Annotated in this window: 27 protein-coding genes; 15 read left to right on the top strand and 12 right to left on the bottom strand. The window is 64.6% G+C overall.

Annotated features, from left to right (window positions below; translation table 11 throughout):
• Window position 1 precedes the first annotated feature (1 nt).
• A complete protein-coding gene (locus tag AC5Y5C_RS22880) occupies window positions 2-910 on the bottom strand; it encodes an alpha/beta hydrolase (protein WP_499976718.1) in 909 nt (302 codons plus the stop codon).
• A 162-nt stretch (window positions 911-1,072) separates the two neighbouring features.
• Here AC5Y5C_RS22880 and AC5Y5C_RS22875 point away from each other — a divergent pair, with 162 nt between their 5' ends.
• Window positions 1,073-1,963, top strand: coding sequence for a helix-turn-helix domain-containing protein (locus AC5Y5C_RS22875; RefSeq protein ID WP_499976716.1), 891 nt, complete (start codon window positions 1,073-1,075; stop codon window positions 1,961-1,963).
• Here AC5Y5C_RS22875 and AC5Y5C_RS22870 read toward each other — a convergent pair.
• The 3 genes from AC5Y5C_RS22870 to AC5Y5C_RS22860 all read right to left on the bottom strand — a co-directional run bounded on the left by AC5Y5C_RS22870 (window position 1,945) and on the right by AC5Y5C_RS22860 (window position 4,409).
• A complete protein-coding gene (locus AC5Y5C_RS22870; RefSeq protein ID WP_499976791.1) occupies window positions 1,945-2,769 on the bottom strand; it encodes a glycoside hydrolase family 16 protein in 825 nt (274 codons plus the stop codon). The genes AC5Y5C_RS22875 and AC5Y5C_RS22870 overlap by 19 nt on opposite strands.
• A 66-nt stretch (window positions 2,770-2,835) precedes the next feature.
• Window positions 2,836-3,375: a cytochrome b gene (locus AC5Y5C_RS22865; protein WP_499976715.1), complete on the bottom strand. Its 540-nt coding sequence runs from the start codon at window positions 3,373-3,375 to the stop codon at window positions 2,836-2,838.
• Window positions 3,375-4,409, bottom strand: a complete 1,035-nt coding sequence (locus AC5Y5C_RS22860) for a catalase family peroxidase (protein ID WP_499976713.1) — start codon at window positions 4,407-4,409, stop codon at window positions 3,375-3,377. Before AC5Y5C_RS22860 ends, AC5Y5C_RS22865 begins: the two co-directional genes overlap by 1 nt.
• A gap of 50 nt (window positions 4,410-4,459) precedes the next feature.
• On the opposite strand from AC5Y5C_RS22860, the gene AC5Y5C_RS22855 reads away from it, so the two are divergent.
• Window positions 4,460-5,128, top strand: coding sequence for a M15 family metallopeptidase (locus AC5Y5C_RS22855; protein WP_499976712.1), 669 nt, complete (start codon window positions 4,460-4,462; stop codon window positions 5,126-5,128).
• Window positions 5,129-5,242: 114 nt separating this feature from the next.
• On the top strand, window positions 5,243-5,962 hold the full coding sequence (locus AC5Y5C_RS22850) for a hypothetical protein (RefSeq protein WP_499976710.1): 720 nt from the start codon (window positions 5,243-5,245) through the stop codon (window positions 5,960-5,962).
• 2 nt (window positions 5,963-5,964) lie between these two features.
• Here the strand turns inward: AC5Y5C_RS22850 and AC5Y5C_RS22845 are convergent, their stop codons facing one another.
• Window positions 5,965-6,912, bottom strand: coding sequence for a hypothetical protein (locus AC5Y5C_RS22845; RefSeq protein WP_499976708.1), 948 nt, complete (start codon window positions 6,910-6,912; stop codon window positions 5,965-5,967).
• A gap of 187 nt (window positions 6,913-7,099) precedes the next feature.
• Here AC5Y5C_RS22845 and AC5Y5C_RS22840 point away from each other — a divergent pair, with 187 nt between their 5' ends.
• The 4 genes from AC5Y5C_RS22840 to AC5Y5C_RS22825 all read left to right on the top strand — a co-directional run bounded on the left by AC5Y5C_RS22840 (window position 7,100) and on the right by AC5Y5C_RS22825 (window position 11,191).
• Complete coding sequence (locus tag AC5Y5C_RS22840) at window positions 7,100-8,686, top strand: ABC-F family ATP-binding cassette domain-containing protein (protein WP_499976705.1); 1,587 nt, start codon at window positions 7,100-7,102, stop codon at window positions 8,684-8,686.
• Window positions 8,687-8,780: 94 nt separating this feature from the next.
• A complete protein-coding gene (locus AC5Y5C_RS22835) occupies window positions 8,781-9,815 on the top strand; it encodes a M4 family metallopeptidase (protein WP_499976704.1) in 1,035 nt (344 codons plus the stop codon).
• A 10-nt stretch (window positions 9,816-9,825) separates the two neighbouring features.
• Window positions 9,826-10,089, top strand: a complete 264-nt coding sequence (locus tag AC5Y5C_RS22830) for a protealysin inhibitor emfourin (RefSeq protein ID WP_499976701.1) — start codon at window positions 9,826-9,828, stop codon at window positions 10,087-10,089.
• A gap of 70 nt (window positions 10,090-10,159) precedes the next feature.
• Window positions 10,160-11,191: a M4 family metallopeptidase gene (locus AC5Y5C_RS22825; protein WP_499976699.1), complete on the top strand. Its 1,032-nt coding sequence runs from the start codon at window positions 10,160-10,162 to the stop codon at window positions 11,189-11,191.
• A 4-nt stretch (window positions 11,192-11,195) separates the two neighbouring features.
• Here the strand turns inward: AC5Y5C_RS22825 and AC5Y5C_RS22820 are convergent, their stop codons facing one another.
• Complete coding sequence (locus tag AC5Y5C_RS22820; RefSeq protein WP_499976697.1) at window positions 11,196-11,513, bottom strand: hypothetical protein; 318 nt, start codon at window positions 11,511-11,513, stop codon at window positions 11,196-11,198.
• 75 nt (window positions 11,514-11,588) lie between these two features.
• Here AC5Y5C_RS22820 and AC5Y5C_RS22815 point away from each other — a divergent pair, with 75 nt between their 5' ends.
• Window positions 11,589-12,737 carry an acyl-CoA dehydrogenase family protein gene (locus AC5Y5C_RS22815; protein ID WP_499976695.1) on the top strand — a complete coding sequence of 383 codons (1,149 nt, stop codon included), beginning with the start codon at window positions 11,589-11,591 and terminating at the stop codon, window positions 12,735-12,737.
• Between the two features lie 57 nt (window positions 12,738-12,794).
• Here AC5Y5C_RS22815 and AC5Y5C_RS22810 read toward each other — a convergent pair whose 3' ends face one another.
• From AC5Y5C_RS22810 to AC5Y5C_RS22800, 3 genes are read right to left on the bottom strand one after another with little or no spacing between them, the layout of a single operon-like run.
• Window positions 12,795-13,430, bottom strand: a complete 636-nt coding sequence (locus AC5Y5C_RS22810; RefSeq protein ID WP_499976693.1) for a cysteine hydrolase family protein — start codon at window positions 13,428-13,430, stop codon at window positions 12,795-12,797.
• Between the two features lie 33 nt (window positions 13,431-13,463).
• Window positions 13,464-15,980: a glycogen/starch/alpha-glucan phosphorylase gene (locus tag AC5Y5C_RS22805; RefSeq protein WP_499976690.1), complete on the bottom strand. Its 2,517-nt coding sequence runs from the start codon at window positions 15,978-15,980 to the stop codon at window positions 13,464-13,466.
• Between the two features lie 58 nt (window positions 15,981-16,038).
• Entirely contained in the window at window positions 16,039-17,016 is a 978-nt protein-coding gene (locus tag AC5Y5C_RS22800; RefSeq protein ID WP_499976688.1) for a quinone oxidoreductase family protein, read from the bottom strand.
• A 91-nt stretch (window positions 17,017-17,107) separates the two neighbouring features.
• Between AC5Y5C_RS22800 and AC5Y5C_RS22795 the strand changes: the two genes are divergently transcribed.
• Window positions 17,108-17,620 (top strand): MarR family winged helix-turn-helix transcriptional regulator, encoded by a 513-nt coding sequence (locus tag AC5Y5C_RS22795; protein ID WP_499976686.1) that lies wholly within the window; start codon window positions 17,108-17,110, stop codon window positions 17,618-17,620.
• Here the strand turns inward: AC5Y5C_RS22795 and AC5Y5C_RS22790 are convergent.
• On the bottom strand, window positions 17,617-18,057 hold the full coding sequence (locus AC5Y5C_RS22790) for a GbsR/MarR family transcriptional regulator (RefSeq protein WP_499976684.1): 441 nt from the start codon (window positions 18,055-18,057) through the stop codon (window positions 17,617-17,619). The two genes, AC5Y5C_RS22795 and AC5Y5C_RS22790, sit on opposite strands and share 4 nt — an antisense overlap.
• A gap of 81 nt (window positions 18,058-18,138) precedes the next feature.
• Here AC5Y5C_RS22790 and AC5Y5C_RS22785 point away from each other — a divergent pair, with 81 nt between their 5' ends.
• The 3 genes from AC5Y5C_RS22785 to AC5Y5C_RS22775 are packed head-to-tail and all read left to right on the top strand — an operon-like array spanning window position 18,139 to window position 20,452.
• On the top strand, window positions 18,139-19,005 hold the full coding sequence (locus AC5Y5C_RS22785) for an ABC transporter ATP-binding protein (RefSeq protein ID WP_499976682.1): 867 nt from the start codon (window positions 18,139-18,141) through the stop codon (window positions 19,003-19,005).
• Window positions 19,002-19,712, top strand: coding sequence for a fluoroquinolone export ABC transporter permease subunit (locus tag AC5Y5C_RS22780; RefSeq protein WP_499976680.1), 711 nt, complete (start codon window positions 19,002-19,004; stop codon window positions 19,710-19,712). The genes AC5Y5C_RS22785 and AC5Y5C_RS22780 overlap by 4 nt, the downstream gene beginning before the upstream one ends.
• Entirely contained in the window at window positions 19,712-20,452 is a 741-nt protein-coding gene (locus tag AC5Y5C_RS22775) for an Rv2686c family ABC transporter permease subunit (protein WP_499976678.1), read from the top strand. Before AC5Y5C_RS22780 ends, AC5Y5C_RS22775 begins: the two co-directional genes overlap by 1 nt.
• 127 nt (window positions 20,453-20,579) lie before the next feature.
• Here the strand turns inward: AC5Y5C_RS22775 and AC5Y5C_RS22770 are convergent, their stop codons facing one another.
• Window positions 20,580-21,164 (bottom strand): TetR/AcrR family transcriptional regulator, encoded by a 585-nt coding sequence (locus tag AC5Y5C_RS22770; protein ID WP_499976676.1) that lies wholly within the window; start codon window positions 21,162-21,164, stop codon window positions 20,580-20,582.
• Between the two features lie 104 nt (window positions 21,165-21,268).
• On the opposite strand from AC5Y5C_RS22770, the gene AC5Y5C_RS22765 reads away from it, so the two are divergent.
• Both AC5Y5C_RS22765 and AC5Y5C_RS22760 read left to right on the top strand, forming a co-directional pair.
• A complete protein-coding gene (locus AC5Y5C_RS22765; protein ID WP_499976674.1) occupies window positions 21,269-22,429 on the top strand; it encodes an acyl-CoA dehydrogenase family protein in 1,161 nt (386 codons plus the stop codon).
• Between the two features lie 22 nt (window positions 22,430-22,451).
• Entirely contained in the window at window positions 22,452-23,660 is a 1,209-nt protein-coding gene (locus tag AC5Y5C_RS22760; RefSeq protein ID WP_499976672.1) for a lipid-transfer protein, read from the top strand.
• Here AC5Y5C_RS22760 and AC5Y5C_RS22755 read toward each other — a convergent pair.
• Window positions 23,657-25,030: a styrene monooxygenase/indole monooxygenase family protein gene (locus AC5Y5C_RS22755; protein ID WP_499976670.1), complete on the bottom strand. Its 1,374-nt coding sequence runs from the start codon at window positions 25,028-25,030 to the stop codon at window positions 23,657-23,659. The genes AC5Y5C_RS22760 and AC5Y5C_RS22755 overlap by 4 nt on opposite strands.
• 76 nt (window positions 25,031-25,106) lie before the next feature.
• Here AC5Y5C_RS22755 and AC5Y5C_RS22750 point away from each other — a divergent pair, with 76 nt between their 5' ends.
• Entirely contained in the window at window positions 25,107-26,171 is a 1,065-nt protein-coding gene (locus AC5Y5C_RS22750; RefSeq protein ID WP_499976669.1) for a GGDEF domain-containing protein, read from the top strand.

Below are 26,171 nucleotides of genomic sequence, written 5' to 3'. Positions count from 1 at the left end.
CCTACAGGTACTTCGCGAAGAACTCGGCGAGTTTCTCGACGGCAGGGCCCACATACTGCGGCCTGTCGTACAGGTCGATATGCGTGGCGCCGTCGATCACGTAGAGCTCCTTCGGCTCAGCCGCCTTGGCGATGGCCTGTTCGCTGAAGTACAGCGTGTCCGCTTCGGTGCCTGCGATCATCAAAAGTGGGCGCGGAGAAATGAGATCGACGTGGTCGTACGAGGAGTACGCCGCGATCGGAACGATGCTCGACGCCACATACCAATTGGGAGAGTTCGGATGCTGCGCCCTGGGAGTGCGGTAGTAGTTGGTTCCTTCCGCGAACAACGAGGGGGTGTCGGCAGTGATTTCGTCTAGTTCGGGAACTATTTGTGCGAGTGCTGGTTTGGCGCCTTGGGCCTGTGCGGTCCGATCGACCGCTGCGACCGAGAGCGCTTGCTGGAGCTGTTCCACACTCTGCCCACCGCCGAGCCCGTCGCGGTACAGCGATCCAATGTCGGCTGCGCTGATAGTCCCGACAGCCTTTATCCGCTGATCGGTGGCGGCGGCGTTGGGGACATAGCCACCGGATGCGCAAATACCCAGAGCGCCAATCCGCTCAGGGTCTACCCGTGCCACGGTGGTCAAGAACGAGACCGCCGAACGAATGTCCTCGACCCGAGTGGACGGATCTTCCAGGAAACGTGGCTCGCCCTCGCTCTCACCTTGATAGCTCGCGTCGAATGTCAATGCCACGAAACCTTTTGCGGCCAATTCCTGTGCGTATAGGCCGGCCGTTTGTTCCTTTACTCCGCCGAACGGGTGGCCGACCACGATGGCAGGCAGGCTTGCTTCATCCTTGTTCTCGGGATAGTGCAAATTCCCTGCCAGTTGTAGGCCTTTGCTGGTGAACCGGACACTCTGGGGCATTGTTGGCCTCTTCTGCTCGTGCGGAATTGCGACCGACCATCAACTAGCCGCTATCGACTCATCCTGGTCGAGATTTCGTGGCGCGGCTAGGCTCTGTCCCTAGGTACTTTTTACCTACCCGGTCTGACCTGGCGAATGCGATTCAGATGGCATGCTCTGCCCATGGCAGATATCTCCGAGGCCCGTATCGAACTGGGACCGTTTCTGCGGGCACGCCGCGCGGAGCTGACTCGCGATCAAGTGGGGCTACCCCCAGCAGCGGGGATAAGGCGAGTCAGCGGCTTGCGGCGCGAGGAGGTCGCACAGCTCGCGGGGATCAGCGTCGACTACTACGCACGCTTGGAGCAGGGGCGGCTTTCCAGCGTTTCCGAATACACGTTGGCCGCAGTATGTGAAGTGTTACGGCTCAACGCTGATCAGGAAACCTACGTTCGTACGCTGGCTCGAAAGCCCGCGATCCCCATGTCGAATGGCGATATGACGGTCGATGCTTCAACCCGCAATCTCTTAGCGCACCTCGGTGATGTGCCGGTACTGGCGCTCGGCCCTTACCTGGACATTCTGGGTTGGAACACCCTTGCGTCCGCATTGTTCCTGGACTTCGCGCAGGTCCCACGTGAGCACCGAAACCTGGTCTGGCTGGCATTCTTGGACGCGCAGGTTCGCGCGATGTATCTCGATTGGGAGTCAGTGGGCCGTACGTGTGTGGCTTATCTGCGTATGGACGCGGCGCGTAACCCGCACAGCCCCCGCCTGGCTGAACTAGTGGGGGAGCTCTCCGCACGCGACCGAGACTTTCACCTCTGGTGGACATCTCAGACGGTGGCGCACCACAACACCTCCGGCCGTAAGCGTTACCGGCACCCCGTTGCCGGGGAATTCACCCTGGATTCGCACATCTACCAACGTGCCGAGAGCCATGAAACAACGTTGGTGTTTCTGGTACCAACCCCGAACGCGCAATCACGCCATGCCTTTAGTACCCTGGCACGCATTGCTGCCGGTCTCCCGGAGTCGGCAGCTCCGCTCGGTGACTACCAGACCCGCACGTAGTCGACGAGCATCTCTGCCGGGTAGGAACCACCCGACGGATCGCCGCCACCGGAGCCGGAGACCGCCAGGTTCAGCATCGGCTGCAGCGTGTAGCCCGGGTCGTTAAACGGCCAATCCTCAAGGGAATTCGCGTCGACGGTCAGATAGGGCTCCATGCCGTCGGCGTAGTCCATCCAGAAGTACAGCCCGGCCTCGGTCCAGGTGCAGCGCCAGGTGTGCCAGTTGCTGTCCACCGGCATCGGCAGCGTCTCGAACGAGGTGCCGTCCAGACGCGCGTGCACCGTGGTGCCCGAGGGCCAGTCACGGTTGCCGTACCACTCCGCGAGGTCGATCTCGCCGCCACGCTCGGGGTTGTCGTTCAGCAGCCACCACGCCGGCCAGGCGCCATCGGTCAGGCAGTTGAATTTGATGCGCGCCTCGAAGGTGTGGCCGATGCCACCGCGGAAGGTGCCGTGCAGCTTGCCGCTGAAGTACTTGTTGCCTTCCTTCGTCGCACGGATCACCAGGTTGGAGTTTCCGTCGAGGAAGATGTTGGTGCGGCTGTCGCGGTACTCGCCCATGTTCTCGGGGCGGTCCCAGAACACCGGGTTCTTGATCTTCTCGCGGAACTTCGCGGCCACCCACTTGGAACCGTCGGGGGCCGAACCGGCGGGGCCGTCGAACTCGTCGCGAAACACAAAACCTGCCGTTTGGGCATCAGGCGGCGCCGCGGGCTGACGTCTCGGGTCGGCCTGAGCCGTGGCGAGAGGCAGGGCGGCTGCGGCAATGCCGAAGCCCATGGTCAATATCAACTTGCGGCGATCCATTTCGGGCACCCCGAAACGATAATGGTTGAAACCCGCCGATGAACGCAGCCCCGCCTATTTTGGCTGCTAGTGGCGCGGAAGCATCCTGGCGAGTAATCCGTCCCGCAACCCGATGGTGTGAAACAGCACCGCGCTGACGTGGGCAACTATGCAGGCGAGCAACGCGTAAGCCACCCACGCGTGTGCCTCGCGCAGCACGCCGTACCAGCCGATGCTGGTGGGCACGATTGACGGAAAACGCATTCCGGCGATCTCGACCGGCACCCCGGAGGCCGATACCAGCGCCCATCCGATCACCGGTTGGGCCAGGAACAGCGTGTACATCGCGAGCTCGGAACCGGCCGCGATGAAGCGCTCCGGCTGGGCAAGGGACAGCGGCGGCGGCTTGTGCCAGATTCGGTTGCCGAGGCGCAGCACCGCGAGCGCCAACACCAGCACGCCGACGGCCTTATGCCAGGCCAGCACCATCGGATAGTCGCCCAGTGACCCGACGAGCAGCGCGCCCAGCACCAGCATCGTGATGATCGCAATCGCCATCAGCCAATGCAGAAGCTGCGCCGCCAGCCCAAAACGCTCGCCGGTCGTGGAGGTGGTGGATTCAGCCATCAGATGTCCTGCCCGAACTGTTCCACCGGCGCCGGAGTCTCACGCGCGCGGCGCCGGAACGACTCGGCGTAGACGGCCGCACGGGCCGCGAGGATCGGATCATCGGACATCTCAATTCCGTTGGGCAGCACTGTCGGATCGAAGTTGGTATCCCGGATACGTTCCTGCTCTTGGGCTATCGCGTGGCCAAGCACCAGCGTTCCGGCATCGATCTGCTCGCGATCGGACGGCCACGGCAGCGTCGGGTCGTGTGTCGGATCCACGCCCGGCATGCCGATCTGGAGCAGTAGCCGGTACCGCAGCTCACCGCGACGCACCCGCTGGGCCAGCGCCTCGAACATCCAATTGGGCCCGTTCTTGGCGGGCCCGCCGGACTCATCTCCGTCGGGAATTACTCGCCACCGCACCGGAGTCCGGTCGCCGTTCTTGGTGACGAAGATGAACGTGTTGAGGCTGGAATAGCTGGCCTGGGCGAACGACGACGCCTTGGGCGCCGCCTCGATCAGCTTCTGCGCGGCCGCCGCGGCGGGGTTATCCCGCAAGAACGCCGCCACCTTCTCCTTGTCACCGGAGGTGCGCGCCGCGAGCAGCCCGTAAAACATCTCCGGCGTGGGGGCCATGAACACCGGGGCGGCGGCCATCGCGGTGCGCCACTGCTCCCCACCGGGAAGCGAAAATTCCAGGGCCAGCGCCTGTCCGGCGCCGGTATCGGCTTGGTGCGGGTTCTGGCCGCCCACCGAGAATCGCCCGACGACGGGATGCACGCCCTGGGTGAAGACGGACGCCGACGATACTTCCGCCCCCGCGCCGCTGCTTTCGAAACGGCCGGACACTGCAAGGGCTTTGGCGTGGTTGCGTCGATACCCGACGAACTTCCCGCCGGTCGCTTCGAAAAGATCGATGAAGGAGCGCCCGGTCAGTCGTACACCGCCTCGACCCTCCAGGGCCACGAAGCCACCCACTCCCGTCACGGTAACGGCGCCGGCAGCGACCAGCCCCAGGAACATGCGGCGGTCTAGCTTGGGTGCGGCCACGAATCGAGCCTAATACGCGAATCTGAGAGTGCACCGGGGACAATGAAACGATGATGAAGCGTCTCATCCTCCGTCTCGGATACGCAGCCCTCGGTCTCGGGTGCGCTCTGAGCCAGTTCGCACCGGCCAGTGCCGATCCCGGGGTGCCACCGGTAAGCGAGGCCGCGCGCGCCGCCGGACTGCTGGACGTGCGCAGCGTGGTCCCCGACGCGGTCATCGATCTGCGCTACGCCACCACCAACAACTTCACCGGCGTGCAGCTGTACCCGGCCGACGCCCGATGTCTGGTGCACGAGTCGATGGCGCCGGGCCTCAAGACCGCCGCCGACACGCTGCGCGCCAACGGCGAGCGGCTGGTCTTCTGGGACTGTTACCGCCCGCATGATGTGCAGATTCGTATGTTCCAGGTAGTGCCCAACCCCAACTGGGTGGCCAAGCCGGGCCAGTACGCCCGCAGCCACGAGGCCGGGCGCTCGGTGGACGTCACGCTGGCCAACGCGCGGGGCCTGGTCGATATGGGCACCGGATTCGACGATTTCTCCCCGCGTTCCCTGGCCTACGCCACCGACGGGGTCAGTGCGGATCAGCAGGCCAACCGGGCCCGCCTGCGCGGCGCCATGCAGGCCGGCGGGCTGCAGGTGTACTCGGGTGAGTGGTGGCATTTCGACGGACCCGGAGCGGGTGTGGACCGCCCGGTTCTGCAGGTGCCGGTCAACTGACCAGACGGTTGTTCCATTACCCGGGAGAAATTGAGTAGTCCAGTACCCGGTGCGATGGCGGCCTACCGGAGTAATTTCCCTTTCGGGTCGAACGGATCCTGCTGGGAGGTTGCCATGCCTGCATCGCCGATTCCCGTTGGGACAGTGCGCCGCTGTATCCCTCTCGCGGTGCTGGCCGGCGCCCTGCTGGTCGCCTGCGGCGGCGCCGGTGAATCTGTTACGCGCACCGTCACCCAGACCGTCACCGATCAGACCACGATCACCCATCAGGGCAACGGTGGTTCGCACGAAAGCACCAGCGGCGGTGGGTCGTCCACATCCGGAAAGGCACCCACGGACGCCGGGCTCGCATGGGTGCCCTATGGGCCCAAGGACCCCGCCTTCCCGACACCGGGCTGGGACGTCTACGCCTACTTCCTCAAGCACGACTGCGACAGCCTGAAGAATGTCCAGAAACCGGAGGGCAACCTCTACGAGGCGGCCGTGGGTGTATGCCGTGCCGCGGTGAACGGCGAAGAGAGCCAATGGGATGTGGCGGCCAAGGCTTTTGCGGCGCGTGGTGCGGGTGTCGAAATCGGCCCGGCGCAATGCGTCGACGACACCATCGCGGCCATGGTCACCAAGCTCCTTGCCTGGCATGAGGAGCACCCGGGCAGCCGGCCCGAGCTGACGTTCCCGCAGACCGACGGCCGCACCGCATGCTCGAAGGACAACAACAGCTTCGTGCCCCCGGATGAGAACGGCGAGACCGATTCCTCCACAACCAGTTCCACGACATCGAGTACCACCACCTCAGCCACGACTACCACAACCACCACCACACCGACGCGGTGAGTTCAGTGCGAGAACTGCCAGTGCACCGACTGGTCCTCGTCCAGCACGATGATGCTGCCGTTCCGGACGGTCCACCCCTCGGTCATCAGGAACAGCCGGCCGCCGGACTCGGCGAGCAGCCGTAATCCCGTCGTGCGGTAGAGCGTTTTGGGTCCCGTGGTGATCTCTTCGGTGCGCACCACGGGTGAGTCGATACCCAACGGGCTCTCGCTGACTGCCGTCGCGCGGGGCAGCGACGACACCGAGTCTTCGTAGCGCTGCGCGTACCCCCGCCCGACGATATCGGCGTACCCCTGTACCGCCCAGAACATCGCTGCCGCAATCACAATGCCGACGAGCACCGCCTCGAGTACATCGTGCGGACGGGCAATGGCAGTGCGTGGCCGCGTGCGTTCCTGCCCCTGGCGGCTCAGCTGCCTGCCGTACACCGCCAGGGCCGTGCCGATCGCGATCATGAGCGGCCACACCACCGTCCCGGGTTCCCAGGTGCGCGTGAGTGCGGGCATCGCCACACCCAGGATGGCGACACCCAGCCCGCCGAGCATGGTGCCCCTGCAAATCACCCGGATCGTGTCGGTCATGCCGTCGCGTTCGATTCTTTCGGTCAACGCGCGATGTGCTGCCAGCCAGGCGATTCCGATGACCGCCATCGCCAGGATCGGCAGATACAGCGTGCTGATGCTGCGCAACACGTAGTCCTGAGTGGTGAAGCGGAACAGGCTTACCTCGATACCCATCCACTGCGACTGTGCGTCGCTGCGGGCCCAGCCGAAGTACAGCAGCAGGGCGGTGATCATCGTCAACGGTGTTCCCACCGTGGTGATTACGGCGATGACGGGGCGAAGAATTGACACCGGATCCGGTGAGTCCGCGGCACCCGGAGCGTCGAGCTTCCCCAGCGCGTCGGCAGGTTGACGCGCTGGCTCCTCCGACGCTGCTTCGGCCGGCATGCGAGCATGCTACGCGCGAGGGCCCTGACCAGGGAGGAAAATTCCCTTGCCGCCCCATCCCGCAGCGCCTATCGTGGCTGGCGTCCTGATCCCCGACGAAAGGTACGACATGGATCTGTGAGGTCTGGCAATCCGCCGGCGCGTCATCGCGTGTTTCGGCGACCCCACCTCACAGGAAGTCCTTTCCATGTCTGCTGTCATTTCCTCGAACGCTCTCACCTACATACATCCCGACGGTTCCGTCGTTCTCGACGGGCTCGACATGCTGGTGCCGGCAGGGCGCTCCGGGCTGGTCGGGGTCAACGGCTCCGGCAAGTCCACCTTGCTCAAGCTCATCGCGGGCGAACTGCTGCCCACCTCGGGGACAGTCCATGCCTCGGGCCATATCGGTTACCTGCCACAGGATCTCACCATCCGCGCCGATCAGTCGGTGCCCGACCTCCTGGGTCTGACGCCGGTGCTGGCCGCCATCGCGGCCATCGAGAACGGGTCCACCGACCAGACCGACTTCGACACCGTCGGCGACGACTGGGATCTGGCCGAGCGGGTGCGCGCCGAACTGGATCGTCTCGGCCTGCCGGCCGCGGTGTTGGACCGCGCGCTGGGCGATCTGTCCGGAGGCGAGGTGACCCGCCTCGGTCTGGCCCGGCTGCTGTTGCGGCGCCCCGACGTACTGCTGCTCGACGAGCCGACCAACAACCTCGACGGCGAGTCCCGTCGACACCTGTACGACGTGGTGTCGTCCTGGCAGCGCACGCTGCTGGTGGTCAGCCACGACCGTGAACTGCTGGAGCACGTGGAGCGCATCGGTGATCTGCGCGACGGCGCCGTGACGTGGTACGGCGGTGGCTACAGCGAGTACGCGGCAGCGATCACGGCCGAACAAGAGGCTGCCGCGCAGGCGATCTCGACGGCCAAGGCCGACGTGCGCCGCGAGCGCCGCGACCTCGCCGAGGCCGAAAGGGTGATCGCGCAGCGGCGTCGCTACGGCGCCAAGATGCAAGCCAACAAACGTGAACCCAAGATCGTGATGGGACTGCGCAAGCGGTCCGCGCAGGAATCGGCGGCAGCGCTCAAACAGACGCAGACCGATCGGCTGGACAAGGCCCGCGAGAATCTTGATGAGGCGCAGACCCGGCTGCGAGCCGACCGCTCCATCCGTATCGATCTGCCGGGCACCGAGGTTCCCGCCGGTCGCGTCGTCGTCACCACCGACAACCTGGTGCTGCGCCACGGGATAGGCGCACATCTGGATCTGCGTGGGCCCCAGCGGGTGGCGCTGGTGGGGCCCAACGGTTCGGGAAAGACCACGCTGCTGCACACCCTCGCGGGGCGCATCGCAGCCGCCGAAGGCGCTGTGACGGTGCATGTTCCGCTGGGTCTTCTCCCGCAGCGTCTTGACCTGCTGGACGATGCGTTGAGTGTCGCCGACAACGTGGCCCGCCGCGCTCCGCACGCCGATATGAACACCATCCGCGCCAGGCTGGCGCGGTTTCTGTTCCGCGGCAATGCCGCCGACAGGTTAGTCGGTGCACTCTCCGGTGGTGAACGGTTCCGGGCGACGCTGGCCGCGGTGCTGCTGGCCGACCCCGCTCCACAGCTGCTGCTGTTGGACGAACCCACCAACAACCTGGACTTTGCCTCCTATGACGCACTGGTCTCGGGGCTGGGGGAGTACCGGGGTGCGGTGATCGTGGCCAGCCACGACCTCGGCTTTCTCGAGGACATCGGGGCCCGGCAGGTGGACTGGAGAGCGGAGCCGGAAATGGGGTAGTGCGCTACGCACGCCCGGGGGATGACTCCGCATGCACGCTGAGCTCGTCATGTTCCCACCCCGCGTACGCGCGGCCATGTCAAGGAGACTCACGATGTGTTTCATTATCCCCCAAGATGTCCTACTGCGATTGGCCGACGATGACAGCGTCGCCGACGATTCGCGAACGGCCCTGGCGGCCACGGCCGCGTCCGAATCGGCCTGGCGCACGCTGCGCGACGCGCATACCGAGGCCACCCAGGCTGGACTGTTGGCCCGCTCCGACGCATTCTTCGGCGTCGCCAAGGCGCTGGCTACGGCCCCCGGCACCCCGGTGTTCGACTGCAAGCACACCACCTCGCTGCCGGGTATCACGATCGCGAATCCAGGCACCTCCGCCGATACCTCCGCCAAGCACGCCTTCACCGAAACCGCCTCGGTGGCCAAGTTTTACAAGGAGTGCTTCGGACGCAACTCGGTCGACGACGAAGGTATGACCCTGGTGTCCTCCGTGCACTACAGCGTCAATTACTCCAACGCGTTCTGGAACGGTTCGCAGATGACCTACGGTGACGGCGACGGCGAGATCTTCGTCGACTTCACCGCGTCCAACGACGTGATCGGCCACGAGCTGACGCACGGCGTCACCCAGTACACGGCGGGCCTGCTCTACAAGAACGAAGCCGGCGGGCTCAACGAGAGCATGTCGGATGTGTTCGGATCGATGTTCCGGCAGTGGAGCGCCGGACAAACGGTCGGTCAAGCCGACTGGCTGATCGGCAAGGACATCATGGGTCCGCGTGCCGTCGCCAAGGGTTTCACCTGCCTGCGCGATATGGCCGACCCGGGCGCCCGGCACTGCCTGGCGCCGCAGCCGTCGCACTATCGGGACTACGTGCCCGGCAGCGACCCGCATGAGAGCAGCGGCATTCCCAACTACGCGTTCTACCTCGCGGCGACCAAGCATGGCTCGTATTCCTGGCAGGGCGTGGGCACGGTCTGGTACGAGGCGCTGACCAGCCCGAAAGCCCGGCCCAACATGAAGATGAAGGCCTTTGCCAACCTCACTCGCGAGATCTCCGCAGCCAACGCGGCCGCCGAATCGGTACATAAGGCGATTGACGACGCGTGGACCGCGGTCGGGCTGTAGCGTCGCCGTCATGGTGGAGTACCTCATCGACAGACGGGGCGGATTCACCGGGCTTCCGGCCAGCGGTACGTGTACTGACCAGAGCTTGGACCCCGAGGCGCGACGCGCACTGGATGGATTGTTGGACAGTCCCGGGTCGCTTCCGGGCGACCCGGGTGCCGACCGCTTCACCTACACGGTGACCCGGGTCAGCGGGGCTGATCGGACTACTCGGGCCATCCCGGAGAGTCTGTTGCCCGACGCCGTCCGCCAGGTCGTCAAGGAACGGATCTGACGGCCGGACCTGACAGTTCATGCCTCGCGAGCCGAGCGAGCATCAACGCTGCCGGGTAGGGTGAATTCCAATGTGCACGCGTTTCATCATCCCGCCGGCCGTACTGTCGCGACTGGCCGAGGATGGCGACATCGCCGAAGACTCGCGAGTTGCGCTGCTGTCTACGGCGGCATCCGAATTGTCTTGGCGCACCTTGCGCAATGCGCACACGCGAGCCACCCAGGCGGCTAGCGGTAATACCATCAGCGCGGCCGCCATGGCGTTGGCCAAGGTCCCCGAAACGCCGGTGTTCGATTGTCGGCAGACCACCTCGCTGCCGGGTGTGGCCGTGGCCGATCCGGCCACATCCAAGGATGCCACCGCCGCGCGGGCATTCACCGAAACGGCAGCGGTCGTGCGGTTTTACCGGGAATGCTTCGGGCGCAACTCCGTTGACAACGCGGGCATGACGCTGGTCTCCTCTGTTCATTACGGCGTCAAGTACTCCAACGCCTTCTGGAACGGCTCGCAGATGGCCTACGGCGATGGCGACGGCCAGATATTTCTGGACTTCACCAAGGCCAACGATGTGATCGGTCATGAACTGACACACGGGGTCACGCAATTCACCGCGGGCCTGAACTACGAGAACGAGGCCGGGGCATTGAACGAGAGTGTCTCGGATGTCTTCGGGTCGATGTTCCGGCAATGGCAAGCAGGGCAGACCGCGGACACGGCCGATTGGCTGATCGGCAAGGACATTCTGGGGCCGCGCGCCCTCGACAAGGGGTACACGTGCCTGCGGGATATGGCTGATCCCGGTGCCGGCCACTGCCTTTCGCCGCAGCCGTCGCACTATCGCGACTATGTTCCCGGCAGTGACCCGCATGAGGGCAGCGGCATTCCCAACCACGCGTTCTATCTGGCGGCGACCAAATACGGCTCGAAATCCTGGGAGGCCGTGGGAACGGTCTGGTATGAGGCGCTGACCAGCCCGAAGGCAAGAAAGAACATGACGTTCAAGGCTTTCGCGAAACTCACCCGGCAGATCGCCGCGGCCCGGACCGGTGCCGAGTCGCCCGAGGCGGCCGTTGACGAGGCATGGACCGAGGTCGGGCTCTAGGGTCTCAGTCGCCGGTGTCCCAGTAGTTGGGGCAGGAGACGTCGACGTAGACGGTCGTGTTGGCCTTGACCTGCGTGCCTGACCGGTCGGGATTGTTGATCCCGTTGACGGTGCAGAACTCGAGCGGGGTCAAGGTGTTGCCGTTGACCCAATTGATCTGAACCTCGTACCCCTGGCTTTCCAGTTCCGAGATGGTTTCGCTGGCAGAGCCGGATCCGGCGATCGGCCAGTTGGGGTCCGCGACGGCCATCGGCGCAAGTGGCAGTGTCATCACCGTCATCACCGTCATCACCGCCGACACGAACACTGCTGCGAACCTCATGGGAAACCTCCTCCACCATGTTAGCTCGCCCGGCTGAGGCAAGATGGCTCCCAACACCGATACAAGGAGAGACCGATGACGTTCTCGTCCGAGCACGACGATTTCCGCAGTACCGTCCGCCGGTACATCGAGGAGAAGATCAACCCCCACGTCGATGAGTGGGAACGCGAGCAGATGATGCCGCTGCACGATGTGATCGCCGATATGGCCACACTCGGATTGGTCGGCCTCGAATACGACCCCGAGTACGGCGGGCAGGGCGCCGATCACCTCTTCACACTGGTGCTCGCCGAGGAACTGGGCCGGGTGGATCACGGCTCGTTCCCGATGGCCTTCGGCGTTCACGTGGCGATGGCGACCCCGTCGCTGCACAAGCACGGCACCGATGAGCTCAAGCGCGAGTTCCTGGCTCCGGCGTTGCAGGGCGAGCAGATCGCCGCGATCGCGGTGACGGAGCCGGACGCCGGATCTGATGTGGCCGCCATCAAGACCCATGCCCGCCGTGACGGCGACGACTGGGTGATCAACGGCTCAAAAATGTTCATCACCAACTCCGTTCAGGCCGACTGGCTGTGCGTGCTGGTCCGCACCTCCAACGACAGCGGCGAGGGCGGATACGCGGGGATGAGCCAGATCATCGTGCCGACGAAGACACCCGGATACGAGGTTCGCAAGCTCGACAAGCTGGGCATGCACGCCTCCGACACGGGCCTGATCACGTTCGACGACGTGCGGGTGCCGGTGTCCAACACCATCGGTGAGGTGGGCCGCGGGTTCCAGCAGCAGATGTCCCAGTTCGTCATGGAGCGCATGTTCGGCGCCTACGGCATTCCCGCCAGCGTGAACAGGGCCCTGCAGCGCACCAAGGAATACGCGTTGGCGCGCCACGTGTTTGGCAAACCGCTCACCAAGAATCAGCACCTGGCCTATCAGTACGCGGGGCTGGCCGCGCGGGCCGACATGCTGGAGGTCTACAACCGCGATATCGCCGGCCGGTATATGGCAGGGGAGAACGTGACCCGCAAGGTGACCATCGCCAAGCTCACCGCCGGACCGTTGGTTCGTGAGGTCGGCGACTGGTGTCTGCAGGTGCACGGTGGCATGGGGTACATGACCGAGACCTGGACATCTCGATTCTTCCGGGACCAGCGTCTGCTCAGCATCGGCGGTGGCGCCGACGAAGTGATGATGCGGGTGCTATCCCAGATCGATGGCTTCTCCTGAGACGAGGGCCGAGCGCGGAATGGGGCGGAAAGATGTCCTGGGAATCCCCGGGTGCCCTCAGGTTTTCGCCAGCTCCTGTTCTACCGACGCCACATCGGACACGTTCACGCCGATGAGTGTCAGATCATGCAGCCGCTCCGGCGTGACCTGCGAGGTGGCGTCCTCGACGAGCACCGAGCGGTAGTCCCGCTCGGAGGCGTCGAACAGCGTGGCGCGCGGGCAGTTCGGCAGATTGCAGCCCGCCACCACGACGGTCGATACGTCCCGTTCACGCAGGTGCTGCTCCAGCTCGGTCCGGTAGAAAGCGCTCCAGCGGGGCTTGAACACGATGTGCTCCGCGGGACCGACTTCCTGAAACCCACCCGCCAACAGCAGCTCTGAGTCCAGCTGTGCGTCGTATGGCAGGAGCTCGGTGGGGATCTGCGAACCGTCACTGCCGGGTGCGGCGACCTCGCGGCCGGCGAGAATATCTGCGCGACGGGGCAGATCGGTGTCGGTGCCGCCCGGTACATAGAGCCGCACCACGTGCACGATCGGCCGACCGGCCGCGCGGAAGGCCGCGATCAGCCGGCCGAGCGCGGGGATTCGATCAGCGGTCCCGGGCACCGCCATCGCGCCGGAGACGAACTCCGCCTGCACGTCGATGACCACCAATGCCGAACTTTCCCACTGGGGAGCCACGAAGCTTGCCACTGCACAACAGTAGGTGCCCAACCCGGCAAGCGCTTACACCTGCACGGTGACCGGCTGCACACCCCAAATCTCGTCGCAGTATTCGGTGATGGCGCGGTCCGAGGAGAACTTGCCGCTGCGTGCCGTGTTGAGGATCGACATCCGTGTCCACGCGGTCACGTCGTGCCAGGCCTGCGACACCCGCTGCTGGCACTCGATGTAGGAGGAGTAGTCGGCCAGCACCAGGAACGGGTCGTGACCGCGCAGCGAGTCCACGATCGGCGCGAACACCGAGGGATCTCCACCCGAGAAGTGGCCACTGGCAATCAAGTCCAGCACGGCACGGAGTTCTTCGTTGAGCCCGACGAAGTCCTCGGGCCGGTAACCCTCGTGCACCAGGCGCTGTACCTCGTCGACGGTGAGCCCGAACAGGAAGAAGTTCTCGGCCCCGGCCTCCTCGAGCATCTCGACGTTGGCACCGTCGAGCGTGCCGATGGTGAGCCCCCCGTTGACCATGAACTTCATGTTTCCGGTGCCCGACGCCTCCTTGCCCGCCGTCGAAATCTGCTCGGACAGATCGGCAGCCGGATAGATCAGGTGCGCACTCTTGACGTTGAAGTTCGGCAGGAACGCCACCTTGATGAACTGGCTGACGTGGGGGTCGTTGTTGACGGTCTCGCCGACCGCGTTGATGAGCTTGATGATCCGCTTGGCCATGAAGTATCCGGGCGCGGCCTTACCGCCGAAAATGAAGGCGCGCGGCGCGATCCGCAGATCCGGGTTCTGCTTGAGCCGGTGGTACAGCGTCACGATGTGCAGCACGTTGAGGTGCTGGCGCTTGTACTCGTGGATCCGCTTGACCTGGATGTCGAACATCCAGTTGGGGTCCAGGTCCACCCCGGTGCTCGCCAGCACGTACTCGGCGAGCCGGGCCTTGTTGAGACGCTTGACCTCTCGCCATTGCATCCGGAAGGACGAGTCCTCGGCGTACGGTTCCAGCTCGCGCAGCCGTTTCAGATCCGCCACCCAGCCCTCGCCGATGGTGTCGTCGAGCAGCTCCCGCAGGCCCGGATTGGCCAGCGCCAGGAACCGGCGCGGCGTCACCCCGTTGGTCTTGTTACTGAACCGTTCGGGCCACAGCTCGTGGAAGTCCTTGAGCACGCTTTCTTTGAGCAGCTCCGAATGCAGTGCGGCCACCCCGTTGATGGCATGGCTGCCGACCGTGGCCAGGTGCGCCATCCGCACGCTCTTGCCGCCCTCTTCGCCGATGAGCGACATGCGCCGCGCCCGGGCCTCGTCGCCGGGGAAGCGGGACCGGACCTCGTCCAGGAACCGGCGGTTGATCTCGTAGATGATCTCCAGGTGCCGCGGCAGTGACTCGGCGAACAGTCCCAGCGGCCACGTCTCGAGCGCCTCGGGCAGCAGGGTGTGATTGGTGTACCCGAAGGCCGCCGTGGTGATCTCCCAGGCTTCGTCCCATCCCAGGGCGCGTTCGTCGAGCAGCAGCCGCATCAACTCCGCGACACCGATGGACGGGTGAGTGTCATTGAGCTGCAAGGCGAATTGCTCGGCCAGCTCGTTGACCGGTCGCTCGGCCACATCCTCCAGGATGTGCAACACACGCTGCAGCGAGCAGGAGACGAAGAAGTGCTGCTGCAGCAGCCGTAGCCGCTTACCGGCCTCGGGTTCGTCGTTGGGGTAGAGCACCTTGGTGACGGTCTCGGAGGACACCTCTTCCTCGACGGCCTTGTAGTAGTCGCCGGCGTTGAAGGCATCCAGTTCGAAGGACTGCACGGCGCGGGCGCTCCACAGCGTCAGGGTGTTGCACGTGTTCACGCCGTAACCCTGGATGGGGGTGTCATACGGGATGCCCTTGAGGAAGCGCTGCGGGATCCAGCGCGCCCGGAAGTTTCCATGCTCGTCCAGGTACTGCTCGGTGTGGCCGCCCCACCCGACGAGAAAGTTGAGGTCGGGTTTGGCGATTTCCCAAGGGTTTCCGTTATCGAGCCAGTTGTCGGTCTTCTCGACCTGCCAGCCGTCGCGGATCTCCTGATCGAAAATCCCGTATTCGTACCGGATGCCGTAGCCGATCGCGGGCCGATCCAGGGTGGCGAGCGAGTCCATGTAGCAGGCCGCCAGGCGGCCCAGGCCGCCGTTGCCCAGGCCCGGTTCCTCCTCGCACTCCAGCACCTCGTCGGGGTCCTGCCCCAGCGCGGACAACGCGTCGCGGGCCTGCGCCTCGATCTGCAGGTTCAGCAGGTTGTTACCGAGCTGCGGTCCCATCAGGAACTCCGCCGACAGGTACACCGCCACCTTGCGGCTCAGGTCCAGATAGGTCTGCATGCTGGCAATCCAGCGCTGCTGCATGCGATCTCGGACCGCGAGGGCCAGGGCTCGGTAGTAATGCGCGGGGGTCAGCACGCTCGCCGGGCGCCCGATCGAGTACCGCAGATGGTCGATGATGGCTCGTTGCAGTGTCTCGGCATTCAATCCGGTGCGGGAGTGTTCGTCGTGAACCAGCTCGGCGAAGTGCGTCGAGGATGAGTCGCTTGCGGGAAGACCGGGATTCATGGGTAATACCGTGCCATTCAATGACGCGCGGGAACACCGGAAATAGGCGACCGGCAGGTTACTGGGGAGTGACCACCACGCGCACCCCGGACGGCTCCTTTGCCGCCCAGACGGTTTCGATATCGGCCAACGGCCGCGCCAGCGTCTGTAGCTGCAGGTCTCCGCTATCGACCATGGCGAACAGCTTTGGCAAGGCCTCGGTGCGTGCCTGCAGCATGGCCTCGGGCGGCACACTGCCGATACCGACGCCCGACAATGTGATGCCGGTGCTGCGCAGGGTCGAGGCGTTGATGCTGATCGTCTCCCCGGTCATCGCGCCGATCTGCACGAACCGGGTGGCGTGGAAATGTGCCGACGGGTGGCTAGCGGCCAGCGCGTTCAGGGTCTGTTCGGCAGATGAGCCCCATAGGTAGTCCAGCACGGCGTCGAACGGGCGCGCCGCGTGCTGCGCGGTGATGCTGTCGGTGAGGTCATCGCTGCCCAGGGTGATGACATCGTCGGCGCCCACGGTGCGCAGCCAGGCCAGCCGCTCGGTGCTGCGGCCCGCGACCGTCACATGTGCGGCGCCGAACACCGATTTCGCCAGCTGGACCGCCAGTGAGCCGGTCACTCCGGTAGCGCCCAGCACCAGCACATGCTGCCCGGGCTGAATTGCGGCGGCATAGGACAGGGCCAGCCAGGCCGATATTCCCGGATTGGGTATCGCGGCGGCGGTCACCGAGTCGACATGCTCGGGAACCTCGACGGCGCCGGTGGGGTACACGACGGTGCGCTCCGCCATCATCCCGTGCGGTGCGATCGACCCGGTGTACACCCGCTGGCCGCTGGACAGCCGGGCGACGCCGTCGACGCCGGCGATCGCGGGAAGGGTGATCTCCTTGCTGCTGTAGTGCTTTCCGGAGATGACGGCCCGGGTCAGATTGGTCAGGGCGGATGCCTCCACGGTGGCGACCTCGGCACCCTCGGGGGCCTGTGGGTCGGGGAAGTTGGCGTAGGCGGGCTGCTGTCCCCACTCGTGTACGACTGCTGCCTTCACGGCGCGCTCCTCAAGATTCAGTAGAAATGGTTTCCATCGAAACCATGTGAACACTGTACGACGGCTGCGGCCGGATGGCAATATGGTTTCCATGAAAACCAAGTCGGCGTTGATCGGCAGCATCAACACCCTTGTGGGCGCAGTGGGGGACAAGTTCGATCCGGACGAGGATGTGGACGCCGAGCGCGATTTCATGGCCGAGCGGCTCCCACGCCGGATGGAGCACCTCATCCGGATGCTGCCGACGCTGTCGCTACATCTTCTGGCGGCCATCGCCGACGGGCCGGTCAGCGTGGTGGGCCTGGCCGCGCGCTCGGGTCAGCTCAAGGGCACGGTATCCAAGCATGTGCAGCGTCTGGTGGATGCGGGCTGGGTGGAACGTACCCCGATTCCCGGTAATCGCAAGGAGATTGAACTCATCATGACCGCCGATGGACGCGCCGTAGCCGACGTGCACAGTCGGCTGCATGAGGAGATGGAGCACGGTGTGCGCGACTTCCTGCAGCGCTACAGCAATGCCGACCTGCAGGTTGTCGAGAAGGTCCTGCAGGATCTGCTGGCCGCGGGCAGGGACGGCGTACGGATCGTGGCGCCCGAGCGCTAGGGCTGCTGCTCGCGCCACCGGTCCAGCAGCGCGGGGATTTCGCCGAGCAGGAAAGCGTAGAAGTCGCGCATCTGGGTGAGGCGTACCCGGGCCAGGCTGCCCTTCTCGGTCTCGGCGATCCCGTCCGCGGCGGCCTCTTGCATGGCGGCCAGGACGGCATTCTGATTCGTGAACAACACCGCCCAGGCGTTGTCGCGGAGCCGGTAGTGGTCGCGACGGCTCGTCGGCATCGGAACCCGCTCGGCCAGGCCCACCGAGGTCAGCATGCGCACCGAGGTCGAGATCGCGCCCGAGCTGGCCTGCAACTGCTCGGACAGCTCGCTGGAGGTCATGGTCGGTTCCTCGCTGAAGAGCAGCGCCGTGAGGACCCGCGCGGTCATGCGTTGCATGCCGTGGTCCGTCAGCGTGAGCGCCAACTGTTCGGCGGAGTCGTCCACACCGCGAGAGTACTGAGATGTCTCTAAATACTAAAGTCTCAGTATCTTCAGAAATGACTGAAAATTGAGTATTGTGAGGGCGTGACCGAGGTAATCCGAGTACGCGAACTCACCTTCACCTATCCCAAATCGTCCGAATCGGCCGTTCGCGGAATGGATTTCGATGTCGATGCGGGTGAGATCTTCGGATTTCTGGGGCCCAGCGGTGCCGGCAAGTCCACCACCCAGAAGTTGTTGATCGGTCTGTTGCGCGGGCACGGAGGAAAGGCGGAGGTATGGGGGCGGGAGCCGCGGGGGTGGGGTAAGAACTACTACCAGCGCATCGGTGTGTCGTTCGAGCTGCCCAACCACTACCAGAAGCTCACCGCGCTGGAGAACCTGCAATTCTTCGCTTCGTTGTATGCGGGCCCCACGCTCGATCCCATGGAGCTGTTGGACTCGGTGGGGCTGGCCGACGACGCCAATACCCGTGCGGGCGCCTTCTCGAAGGGCATGCAGATGCGCCTGACGTTTGTGCGTTCGCTCATCAACGATCCCGAGCTGCTGTTCCTGGACGAGCCGACCTCGGGGCTGGACCCGGTGAATGCCCGCAAGGTCAAGAATATTGTCCTCGATCTGAAAGCGCGCGGCCGCACCATCTTTCTCACGACGCACGACATGGCGACCGCCGACGAGCTGTGCGACCGGGTGGCCTTTGTCGTGGATGGCCGCATTGTTGCCTTGAATTCTCCGGCCGAACTCAGACTTGAGCACGGTCGGCGTTCGGTACGTGTCGAGTATCGCGGTGCTGCAGGGGAACTCGCCGGACAGGACTTCCCGCTGGACGGGCTGGCCGATGACGAGGCCTTCCACGCGGTGCTGCGTGGCCACCACGTGGAGACCATCCACAGTGCGGAAGCCAGCCTCGATGATGTCTTCGTGGCCGTCACCGGAAGGCGGCTGGCATGAATCGATTTGGCCGGGCGCTGCGTCTGGAACTGACCTTGCAGGTGCGGCAGAAGTTTCTGCATGCCGCCGTCTTCTCCGGGTTTATCTGGCTGGCGGTGCTGCTGCCTATGTCGCAGGCTCTTCGGCCAATCGCGGAGCCTTACATCTTGGTTGGCGATATCTCGATCATCGGGTTCTTCTTCATCGCGGGCACCGTGTTCTTCGAGAAGCAGGAACGCACGCTGGGAGCGATCATCTGTACCCCGCTGCGATTTCGTGAGTATCTGGCTGCCAAAATCGCTGTACTGCTGGGTATCTCGGTGATGGTCGGAGTAGGGGTTTCCACCATCGCCAACGGCTTTCACTACCGGGTCGTGCCGCTGACCGTCGGGGTAGTGCTGGGCGCGCTCATCATGCTGCTCAGTGGATTCGTCAGCTCCCTGCCTTTCGCATCGATTAGCGACTGGTTCCTTTCGGCGACCATCCCGCTGGCCATCCTGTCGTTGCCGATCCTGGGCTTCTCGGGTGTCTGGGCCACTCCGTTGCTGTATGTGATTCCCACCTACGGCCCCCTGCTGCTATTCGGCGCAGCCTTCGGGCAGGTGACGCTGACCGGGTGGCTGGCGCTGTATGCCGTCGCCTATCCGGTGATCTGTATCGCGGGTCTGTACTGGGCGGGCAAGGCCGCCTTCGGCAAGTACATCGTGGCAAAGTCCGGAGGAATGTGATGATCCCCACGCGGGTATGGGCTGCATTCGGTCGCAACGATATTCGCGGGACCTATCGCGATCCGCTACTGATCATGGTGGTGCTGGCTCCGGTGATCTGGACCAGCGCGGTGGCGGTGCTGACCCCGCGGGCGGCTGAAATGCTGTCCACCACTAGGGGATTCGACCTTGTTCCGTACTACCCGCTGGTGCTGACAGCCTTCCTGCTACTTACCAGCATCATCATTCCCGGGGCGCTGGCGGCGTTTCTGGTGCTCGATGACGTCGACGCCGGGACGTTGACCGCCCTGCGGGTGACTCCGGTGCCGTTATCGGGATACTTCCTCTACCGGGCCACCACCGTCATCGTGGTCACCACGGTCTATGTGATCGCGACGTTGTCGCTGAGCGGGATTCTTGAGCCGGGAGTGCTGCCTGCGCTGATACCGATCGGGATCCTTTCCGGGCTGTCTGGGGTGGTGACCCTCCTGCTGGTGATTGCCTTTGCCAACAACAAGATTCAAGGCCTGGCCGCAGTCCGGGCGTTGGGCATGCTAATCGCCGGACTGCCCTGTCTGCCGTGGTTCATCCACTCGAACTGGGGTTACGCATTCGGTGTGTTGCCCCCATTCTGGGCGGCCAAGGCGTTCTGGGTGGCCAGTGACCACGGCACTTGGTGGCCCTATATCGCAATCGGGGCCGTGTACAACCTGGCAGTGGCCTGGGTGCTGCTTCGGAGATTCTTGGCCAAGGGCGGCTAGGCCGGGATCCAGCTGCCATGGAACTGGAACGGGATCCGTGCCGGAAGGTCAATGTTCATATCCGAGGAGCACCCCCGTCGGCCTCATCGGCGTCCTCGGAACGCGGCACGGGGGAGAACTCGCCCGGTTAGTCGAGCACTTTGATGGATAGCGTGGGCTTTGGGGTGTCCCCGTGCTCCAGCCGGTCCCATACCGCGTCGATCAGGGGTTGCAGCAGGAGGGCGCCCATTTGCCGAACCATCACGGAAACCACCTGAGTGGACTCGGCGCGATCGGTGGGGGCCATGCCTTCCTCGCGGAGGGTGGCCACCTCGTCGCGCGTCAGCTGAATCAACGCATTCAACATGCTCAGCTGTTCTTCGGAGGGCTCGAGCACGGCCCGACGCACGTAGTTCACGATCGGGGGATTCGCCTTGAGCATCGCGATGACAGCGGCATCGCGGGCCGAGGCGAGCTTGCGCGGGTCCTTCTCCTTGTCGACGGAGCGCAACGCCTCGACGTGGTAGTCGACGACCAGCTGATCAACGGCCTCGCGCAGACCGGCCTTGGTCTTGAAATGGTGTTGCACCAGCCCGAGTGTCACCCCGGCCTCGGATGCGACCGCGCGCAACGAAATTCGTTCCTCGCCGTACTGGGCATACAAATCCAGCGCGGTGTTGCGAATGCGCGCCTTCGCGGTCAGATCCTCGTCGGTCGCGCGCGGGTTTGCCATGGGCCTCATCGTACCGCACCCCTTTACAAACGAATCTGAAACGATACACTTGTATCGTCGTGACGATAAGGTCTGACGATGTTGTCCCTGAATGGAGCGAAGTAATGTCCGAACTGTTCCCGGCCTATCACGCATCCTGGGAGACCGATGCGCACCGCGATCTGCGCAAGCATGCCGCCGAATTCCTGCGCAAGGAGTCCACGCCCCACCAGGAACGCTGGAGCGCGCAGCACCAAGTGGACCGCGAATTCTGGAACAAGCTGGGCGACGCCGGTCTGCTCGGCCTGGACCTGCCGGAGGAATACGGCGGCGCCGGCGGCGATTTCGGATTCTCCGCGGTGGTGGCCGAGGAGCTCGCACTTGCCCACGACACCGCGACGGGCTGGGGCGTGCACTCGCCGATCGTCGCGCACTACATCAACACCTATGGCAACACCGAGCAGAAGGACCGCTGGATGCCGGGCATCATCAGCGGCGACCTGGTGCTCGCCATCGCCATGACGGAGCCTGGAACGGGATCCGATCTGCAAGGGGTGCGCACCAGCGCGGTCCGGGACGGCGATCACTACGTGATCAACGGCTCGAAGACGTTCATTTCCAACGGCACACACTGTGACCTGCTGGTGATCGTGGCCAAGACCGATCCATCCCAGGGGGCGAAGGGGATATCGCTCATCGTTGCCGAAACCAAAGACCTGCCGGGATTCGAGCGGGGCCGAGTGTTGGAGAAGGTGGGGCAGCACGGACAGGACACCCGTGAACTGTTCTTCACCGATATGCGGGTGCCGGTGGCCAACCGGCTCGGTGAGGAAGACGGTCAGGGGTTCTTCCAGCTCATGACGCAGCTGGCGCGCGAGCGCCTCATCATCGCGTCGGGGAACGCCGGCATGGCCGAGGCCGCGGTGCTGGAGTCGATCAAGTACACCAAGGAGCGCGAGGCATTCGGCCAGCCGCTCATCAAGTTTCAGAACACTAGGTTCCAGCTGGCCGAGCTGAAGGCCGAGGTGCTGTCCATCAAGACGACCGTCGACTGGTGCATCCAGAACTACATCGACGGCGCCAATGATCCGGCGACGGCCTCCATTGCCAAGCTGGTGGCCACCGACAAGGGGGTTGCGGTGGTCGATCGGTGTGTCCAGTTCTTCGGTGGATACGGATACATGATGGAGTACCCGATCGCCCGGGCGTACGCCGCCGCACGCGTCAACAAAATCTACGGCGGCACAAGCGAAATCATGAAAGAACTCATCTCTCGGTCTCTGTGACGAGACGCGACAAGGAGCGACGATGAAGCAGAAGAACAGAGCATTCGTGGTCGGCGTCGGCATGACGAAATTCGAGAAGCCGGGGAGCCGTGAGGGCTGGGACTACCCGGCCATGGTCAAGGAGAGCGGAACCAGGGCGCTCGACGACGCCGGGGTCCGGTATGAACAGATTGAGCAGGCCTTCATCGGAAATGTCTATGGCGATTCATGTTCCGGGCACCGCGCCCTCTACGAGCTGGGCCATACCGGCATTCCGATCTACAACGTCAACAGCAACTGCTCGACGGGTTCGACCGCACTGTTCATGGCCGCCAACGCCATTCGCAGCGGTCAATCGGATGTCGTGATGGCCGCCGGATTCGAGAAGATGGAACGCGGCTCGCTGAGTATGAAGTTCACCGACCGCGAGTCGCCGTTGATGCCGCAGATCAACCGTCTCGGTGAACTGACGCCGCCGCAAATGCCCATGACCGCATGGATGTTCGCCGCCGCGGCCGAGGAGTACATGCGCGAGTACGGCCTGACCGCCGAACAGCTGGCGTGGATCGGCTACAAGAATCACAAGCATTCGGTGAACAACCCGTACAGCCAGTTCCAGGACGAATACTCCCTGGAAGACATCCTGTCGTCACGGAGCATCGTGGCGCCGCTGACCAAGCTGCAGTGCTCACCGACTTCCGATGGGTCGGCGGCGGCCATTGTGGCCAGCGAGGAGTTCGTGGACAAGCACGGACTCGCCGACCAGGCCGTCGAGATTGTCGGGCAGGCCACCGTCACCGACCGTGCCGACACCTTCGACGGCACCGCGGCGGGTATCGTCGGCGCGCATATGAACAAGGCGGCGATCGCCGCCGTCTACGAGCAGGCGCAGATCGGTCCCGAGGACATCGATGTGGTGGAGCTGCATGACTGCTTCTCGGCCAACGAGATCCTGGTGTACGAGGCGCTCGGCTTTTGTGAGCGGGGCGAGGCCGGCAAGCTGATTGACAACCAGGCCACCACCTTTGGCGGGAAATGGGTGGTCAACCCGTCGGGCGGTCTGATCTCCAAGGGACACCCGCTGGGCGCCACCGGTCTGGCCCAGTGTGCCGAACTGAACTGGCAGCTGCGCGGGCAGGCCGGCAAGCGTCAGGTCGCCGGCGCAGCGACCAAGGACGGCGTGGCCGTGCAGCACAACATTGGGCTCGGCGGTTCGGTGGTCGTCACGGCGTACCGCCCGGCTCAGCGCTAGGCGGCGCGCACCAGCCCGGACCGGGCGAACCGGCCGGCGGGGGAAAACCGCTCAAGGATGGCGTCGGCGGGTTCCCCCGCCCACTCGGTGATGAGCTCCTTGGCTGTCTCTATCGAGGTGACCCTCTCGAAGGGCTTCGGATCGTCGAGCAGGCTGAACAGTTTGGATGCGAATCCCTCGTGGACGTGACCTGCCGCGAAGAACAGGTCGCCGTAGTCGTGCAGCTCGTCATCGCCGAGGTAGAGCCTGGTGACCAGCTGCGCGGCACGCGCTCTCCGGTCGTAGAACTCCTCGAAAGCGGCAGCGAGCCAGGCGGTGTCGAAGGACCCCTCATGCGCGGCGGCCTTGTGGACCAGTGCTGCCGCCTGGACCAGGCCGCCCTGCGCGCCCTGACCGGCAATCGGGTCATAAGCCACCGCGGTGTCGCCGAGTGCAGCGACAGGATGTCCACTCGCGGTGTGGCCCACACCGTGTCGCACCAGCTGGGTGACGGCGCCGGTGATCCAGGAATGCGGATCCTCCTCGATGACATTGAGCGACAACACTTCCGGTAGATCCCAGTCGATGTAGTCGCGATGCACATCGGTGACGGCCCGTAGCGCCGAGGCGGCGCTGTCGACGCCGGCGTAGCGCCGTTCCCAGTCGCTACCGGATTTGGCCCAGGTCAGAAACGACCACGACGGTCCGGCGTCCTTGTGCAAGTAGGGACCCCACCAGGCCTCGCCCTGATCGGTAATGAATGAAAATGCGCTGTGGCGCCCACCGGCGGGCCCCCGGTGGGCGAAGACATCGGGCCCGTGTCCCAGGCCCGCGACGGTCAGCATCAGCAGCCGCCGCTGTGGGCGGTCGTACACCGTGCGGGCGGTATCCACCGGAAACAGCGAGGACAAACCGCCGCGGCCGGTCGCAACCAGGGTCAGGTCGTGGGCAGCGGCGATCGAGTCGAGCTTTTCCGGATCCACCTGTTCCACGACGAAACGTCCACCGCGTTCCTGGAACCGGGTGAGGCGATCATCGGCCTTGAGCCGGGTATCGACGGCGACGCCTTGGGTGCCACGGGCGAAGTCGGCGTCGAAGGCGATGACCTCGGGGCGGCCAGGTTCGTTGCCGTCGACCAGGCGCACACTGAGGCCGGTCGAGGTGGGCCCCGGCTCCAGGTAGCTAGACAGCCCCAGACCGGCCTCGGCGCGCTGCGCTTCGCCGAAGATCAGCGCGGTGCCGGTGGCGGGCACATCCTGCCGCAAACCCCGCTGATCGCGATCGCTGTAGACGGTGACGTCAAAACCTTTGTCCAGCAGCCCCAGTGCCGCCGTGGCGCCGGTCTGTCCGGCGCCGATGATGGCCGCCTTGCGTCCGTGTCGTGTCGTCATGCCCGCCACTATCGGCGGGCGACCCTTGTGCGCGAAAGGCACCTGCTCACGGTGATTGCAAGGGTGATAATCGGGTGTGCACAATCGGCAGCAGCTAGAGCCAGGTTTTCAGTACCTGCTGGTTACCGATGCGCTTCGAGGTGCCGGGCAGTTGAGGCAGCTCCAGGTGGGTATCGGGCTCTTGTGCTTCTCCATCGTGTTTCTGGCGGGAGCCACCCAGTTCAACCCGTTAGGGCCGCAGGGACTGTGGTCACGGACGATCCAGGCGATCGCGGCTGTGATCGCGGTGATCGTCGGTCTGTGTTGGATCATGTTTTCCTGGCCCAGCCGGCGCGGCATGGTCGCGTTCGTGGTGTGGGCGGATGTGACCGTGGCGATAGCGGCAGCCACGTTTTCCGACCCGACGGCCAGACTCTGCGCAGTCGTGTACCTGGGCCTGATCGGCCTTCTTCCCACCTTCTTTCTGGGTAGACGCGCCTTGGTGGCCCACTGTGGATTTGCCCTGGCATTGTTCGGCGTGCTGCTGGCGGTGAATGTCGTGTGTGACGGTGCGACGTTGTCCGCGCAGTTCACCTACGGAGCGCCCGTGCTCGCCGCGGTGGTGTTGATGCCGACCATCATCCAGCTGGTTCTCGAAGGAGGCCGCGACTCGATCCTGACCGCGGCAGTCTCGGCAAACCGGGATCCGCTCACGGGTCTGTTGAACCGTCGAGGCGTGACAACCGCGATCGACCTGCTGCACCGGGGCCGCATCGACGCTGTCGACGTCGTCGTGGTCTTGATGGATGTGGACGGGCTCAAGGAACTCAACGACACCCGCGGTCATGGCGCCGGTGATGCGATGTTGAAGTCGGTGGCAGCCATGCTCACGGCGAGCACACGGGTCGGTGAGATCGCCGCCCGCATCGGTGGCGATGAATTCTTGGTCGTGGCGTTCCCGGGCCGCGCCGAGAACATCGACAGCACCATTCGCCGCGTCAGTACTCCGCGTGCGGGGATCGATTCCTGGAGCGTCAGCGTCGGTGCTGCCTGGCAGTCCCAAACCGGCGGCAAAGTCGACTTGGATTCGCTTGTCCAACAGGCGGATTACCAGCTATATAAGGTCAAAAGCACACGCGGGATGCTCGATCCCCAGCGCTGA

This window comes from Mycobacterium sp. NGS15 (assembly GCF_059813245.1).
This window is presented reverse-complemented; position numbering and strand designations above follow the sequence as displayed.

What these genes read in the sequence shown, in the direction of transcription:
- AC5Y5C_RS22765 (WP_499976674.1), top strand. Translation starts at nt 21,269, where the DNA reads ATGTCCGAACTGTTCCCGGCCTATCACGCATCCTGGGAGACCGATGCG.
- AC5Y5C_RS22755 (WP_499976670.1), bottom strand. Translation starts at nt 25,030, where the DNA reads ATGACGACACGACACGGACGCAAGGCGGCCATCATCGGCGCCGGACAG.
- AC5Y5C_RS22870 (WP_499976791.1), bottom strand. Translation starts at nt 2,769, where the DNA reads ATGGATCGCCGCAAGTTGATATTGACCATGGGCTTCGGCATTGCCGCA.
- AC5Y5C_RS22820 (WP_499976697.1), bottom strand. Translation starts at nt 11,513, where the DNA reads ATGAGGTTCGCAGCAGTGTTCGTGTCGGCGGTGATGACGGTGATGACG.
- AC5Y5C_RS22835 (WP_499976704.1), top strand. Translation starts at nt 8,781, where the DNA reads ATGTGTTTCATTATCCCCCAAGATGTCCTACTGCGATTGGCCGACGAT.
- AC5Y5C_RS22805 (WP_499976690.1), bottom strand. Translation starts at nt 15,980, where the DNA reads ATGAATCCCGGTCTTCCCGCAAGCGACTCATCCTCGACGCACTTCGCC.
- AC5Y5C_RS22815 (WP_499976695.1), top strand. Translation starts at nt 11,589, where the DNA reads ATGACGTTCTCGTCCGAGCACGACGATTTCCGCAGTACCGTCCGCCGG.
- AC5Y5C_RS22850 (WP_499976710.1), top strand. Translation starts at nt 5,243, where the DNA reads ATGCCTGCATCGCCGATTCCCGTTGGGACAGTGCGCCGCTGTATCCCT.
- AC5Y5C_RS22845 (WP_499976708.1), bottom strand. Translation starts at nt 6,912, where the DNA reads ATGCCGGCCGAAGCAGCGTCGGAGGAGCCAGCGCGTCAACCTGCCGAC.
- AC5Y5C_RS22840 (WP_499976705.1), top strand. Translation starts at nt 7,100, where the DNA reads ATGTCTGCTGTCATTTCCTCGAACGCTCTCACCTACATACATCCCGAC.
- AC5Y5C_RS22775 (WP_499976678.1), top strand. Translation starts at nt 19,712, where the DNA reads ATGATCCCCACGCGGGTATGGGCTGCATTCGGTCGCAACGATATTCGC.
- AC5Y5C_RS22825 (WP_499976699.1), top strand. Translation starts at nt 10,160, where the DNA reads ATGTGCACGCGTTTCATCATCCCGCCGGCCGTACTGTCGCGACTGGCC.
- AC5Y5C_RS22760 (WP_499976672.1), top strand. Translation starts at nt 22,452, where the DNA reads ATGAAGCAGAAGAACAGAGCATTCGTGGTCGGCGTCGGCATGACGAAA.
- AC5Y5C_RS22880 (WP_499976718.1), bottom strand. Translation starts at nt 910, where the DNA reads ATGCCCCAGAGTGTCCGGTTCACCAGCAAAGGCCTACAACTGGCAGGG.
- AC5Y5C_RS22780 (WP_499976680.1), top strand. Translation starts at nt 19,002, where the DNA reads ATGAATCGATTTGGCCGGGCGCTGCGTCTGGAACTGACCTTGCAGGTG.
- AC5Y5C_RS22855 (WP_499976712.1), top strand. Translation starts at nt 4,460, where the DNA reads ATGATGAAGCGTCTCATCCTCCGTCTCGGATACGCAGCCCTCGGTCTC.
- AC5Y5C_RS22770 (WP_499976676.1), bottom strand. Translation starts at nt 21,164, where the DNA reads ATGGCAAACCCGCGCGCGACCGACGAGGATCTGACCGCGAAGGCGCGC.
- AC5Y5C_RS22795 (WP_499976686.1), top strand. Translation starts at nt 17,108, where the DNA reads ATGAAAACCAAGTCGGCGTTGATCGGCAGCATCAACACCCTTGTGGGC.
- AC5Y5C_RS22830 (WP_499976701.1), top strand. Translation starts at nt 9,826, where the DNA reads ATGGTGGAGTACCTCATCGACAGACGGGGCGGATTCACCGGGCTTCCG.
- AC5Y5C_RS22865 (WP_499976715.1), bottom strand. Translation starts at nt 3,375, where the DNA reads ATGGCTGAATCCACCACCTCCACGACCGGCGAGCGTTTTGGGCTGGCG.
- AC5Y5C_RS22875 (WP_499976716.1), top strand. Translation starts at nt 1,073, where the DNA reads ATGGCAGATATCTCCGAGGCCCGTATCGAACTGGGACCGTTTCTGCGG.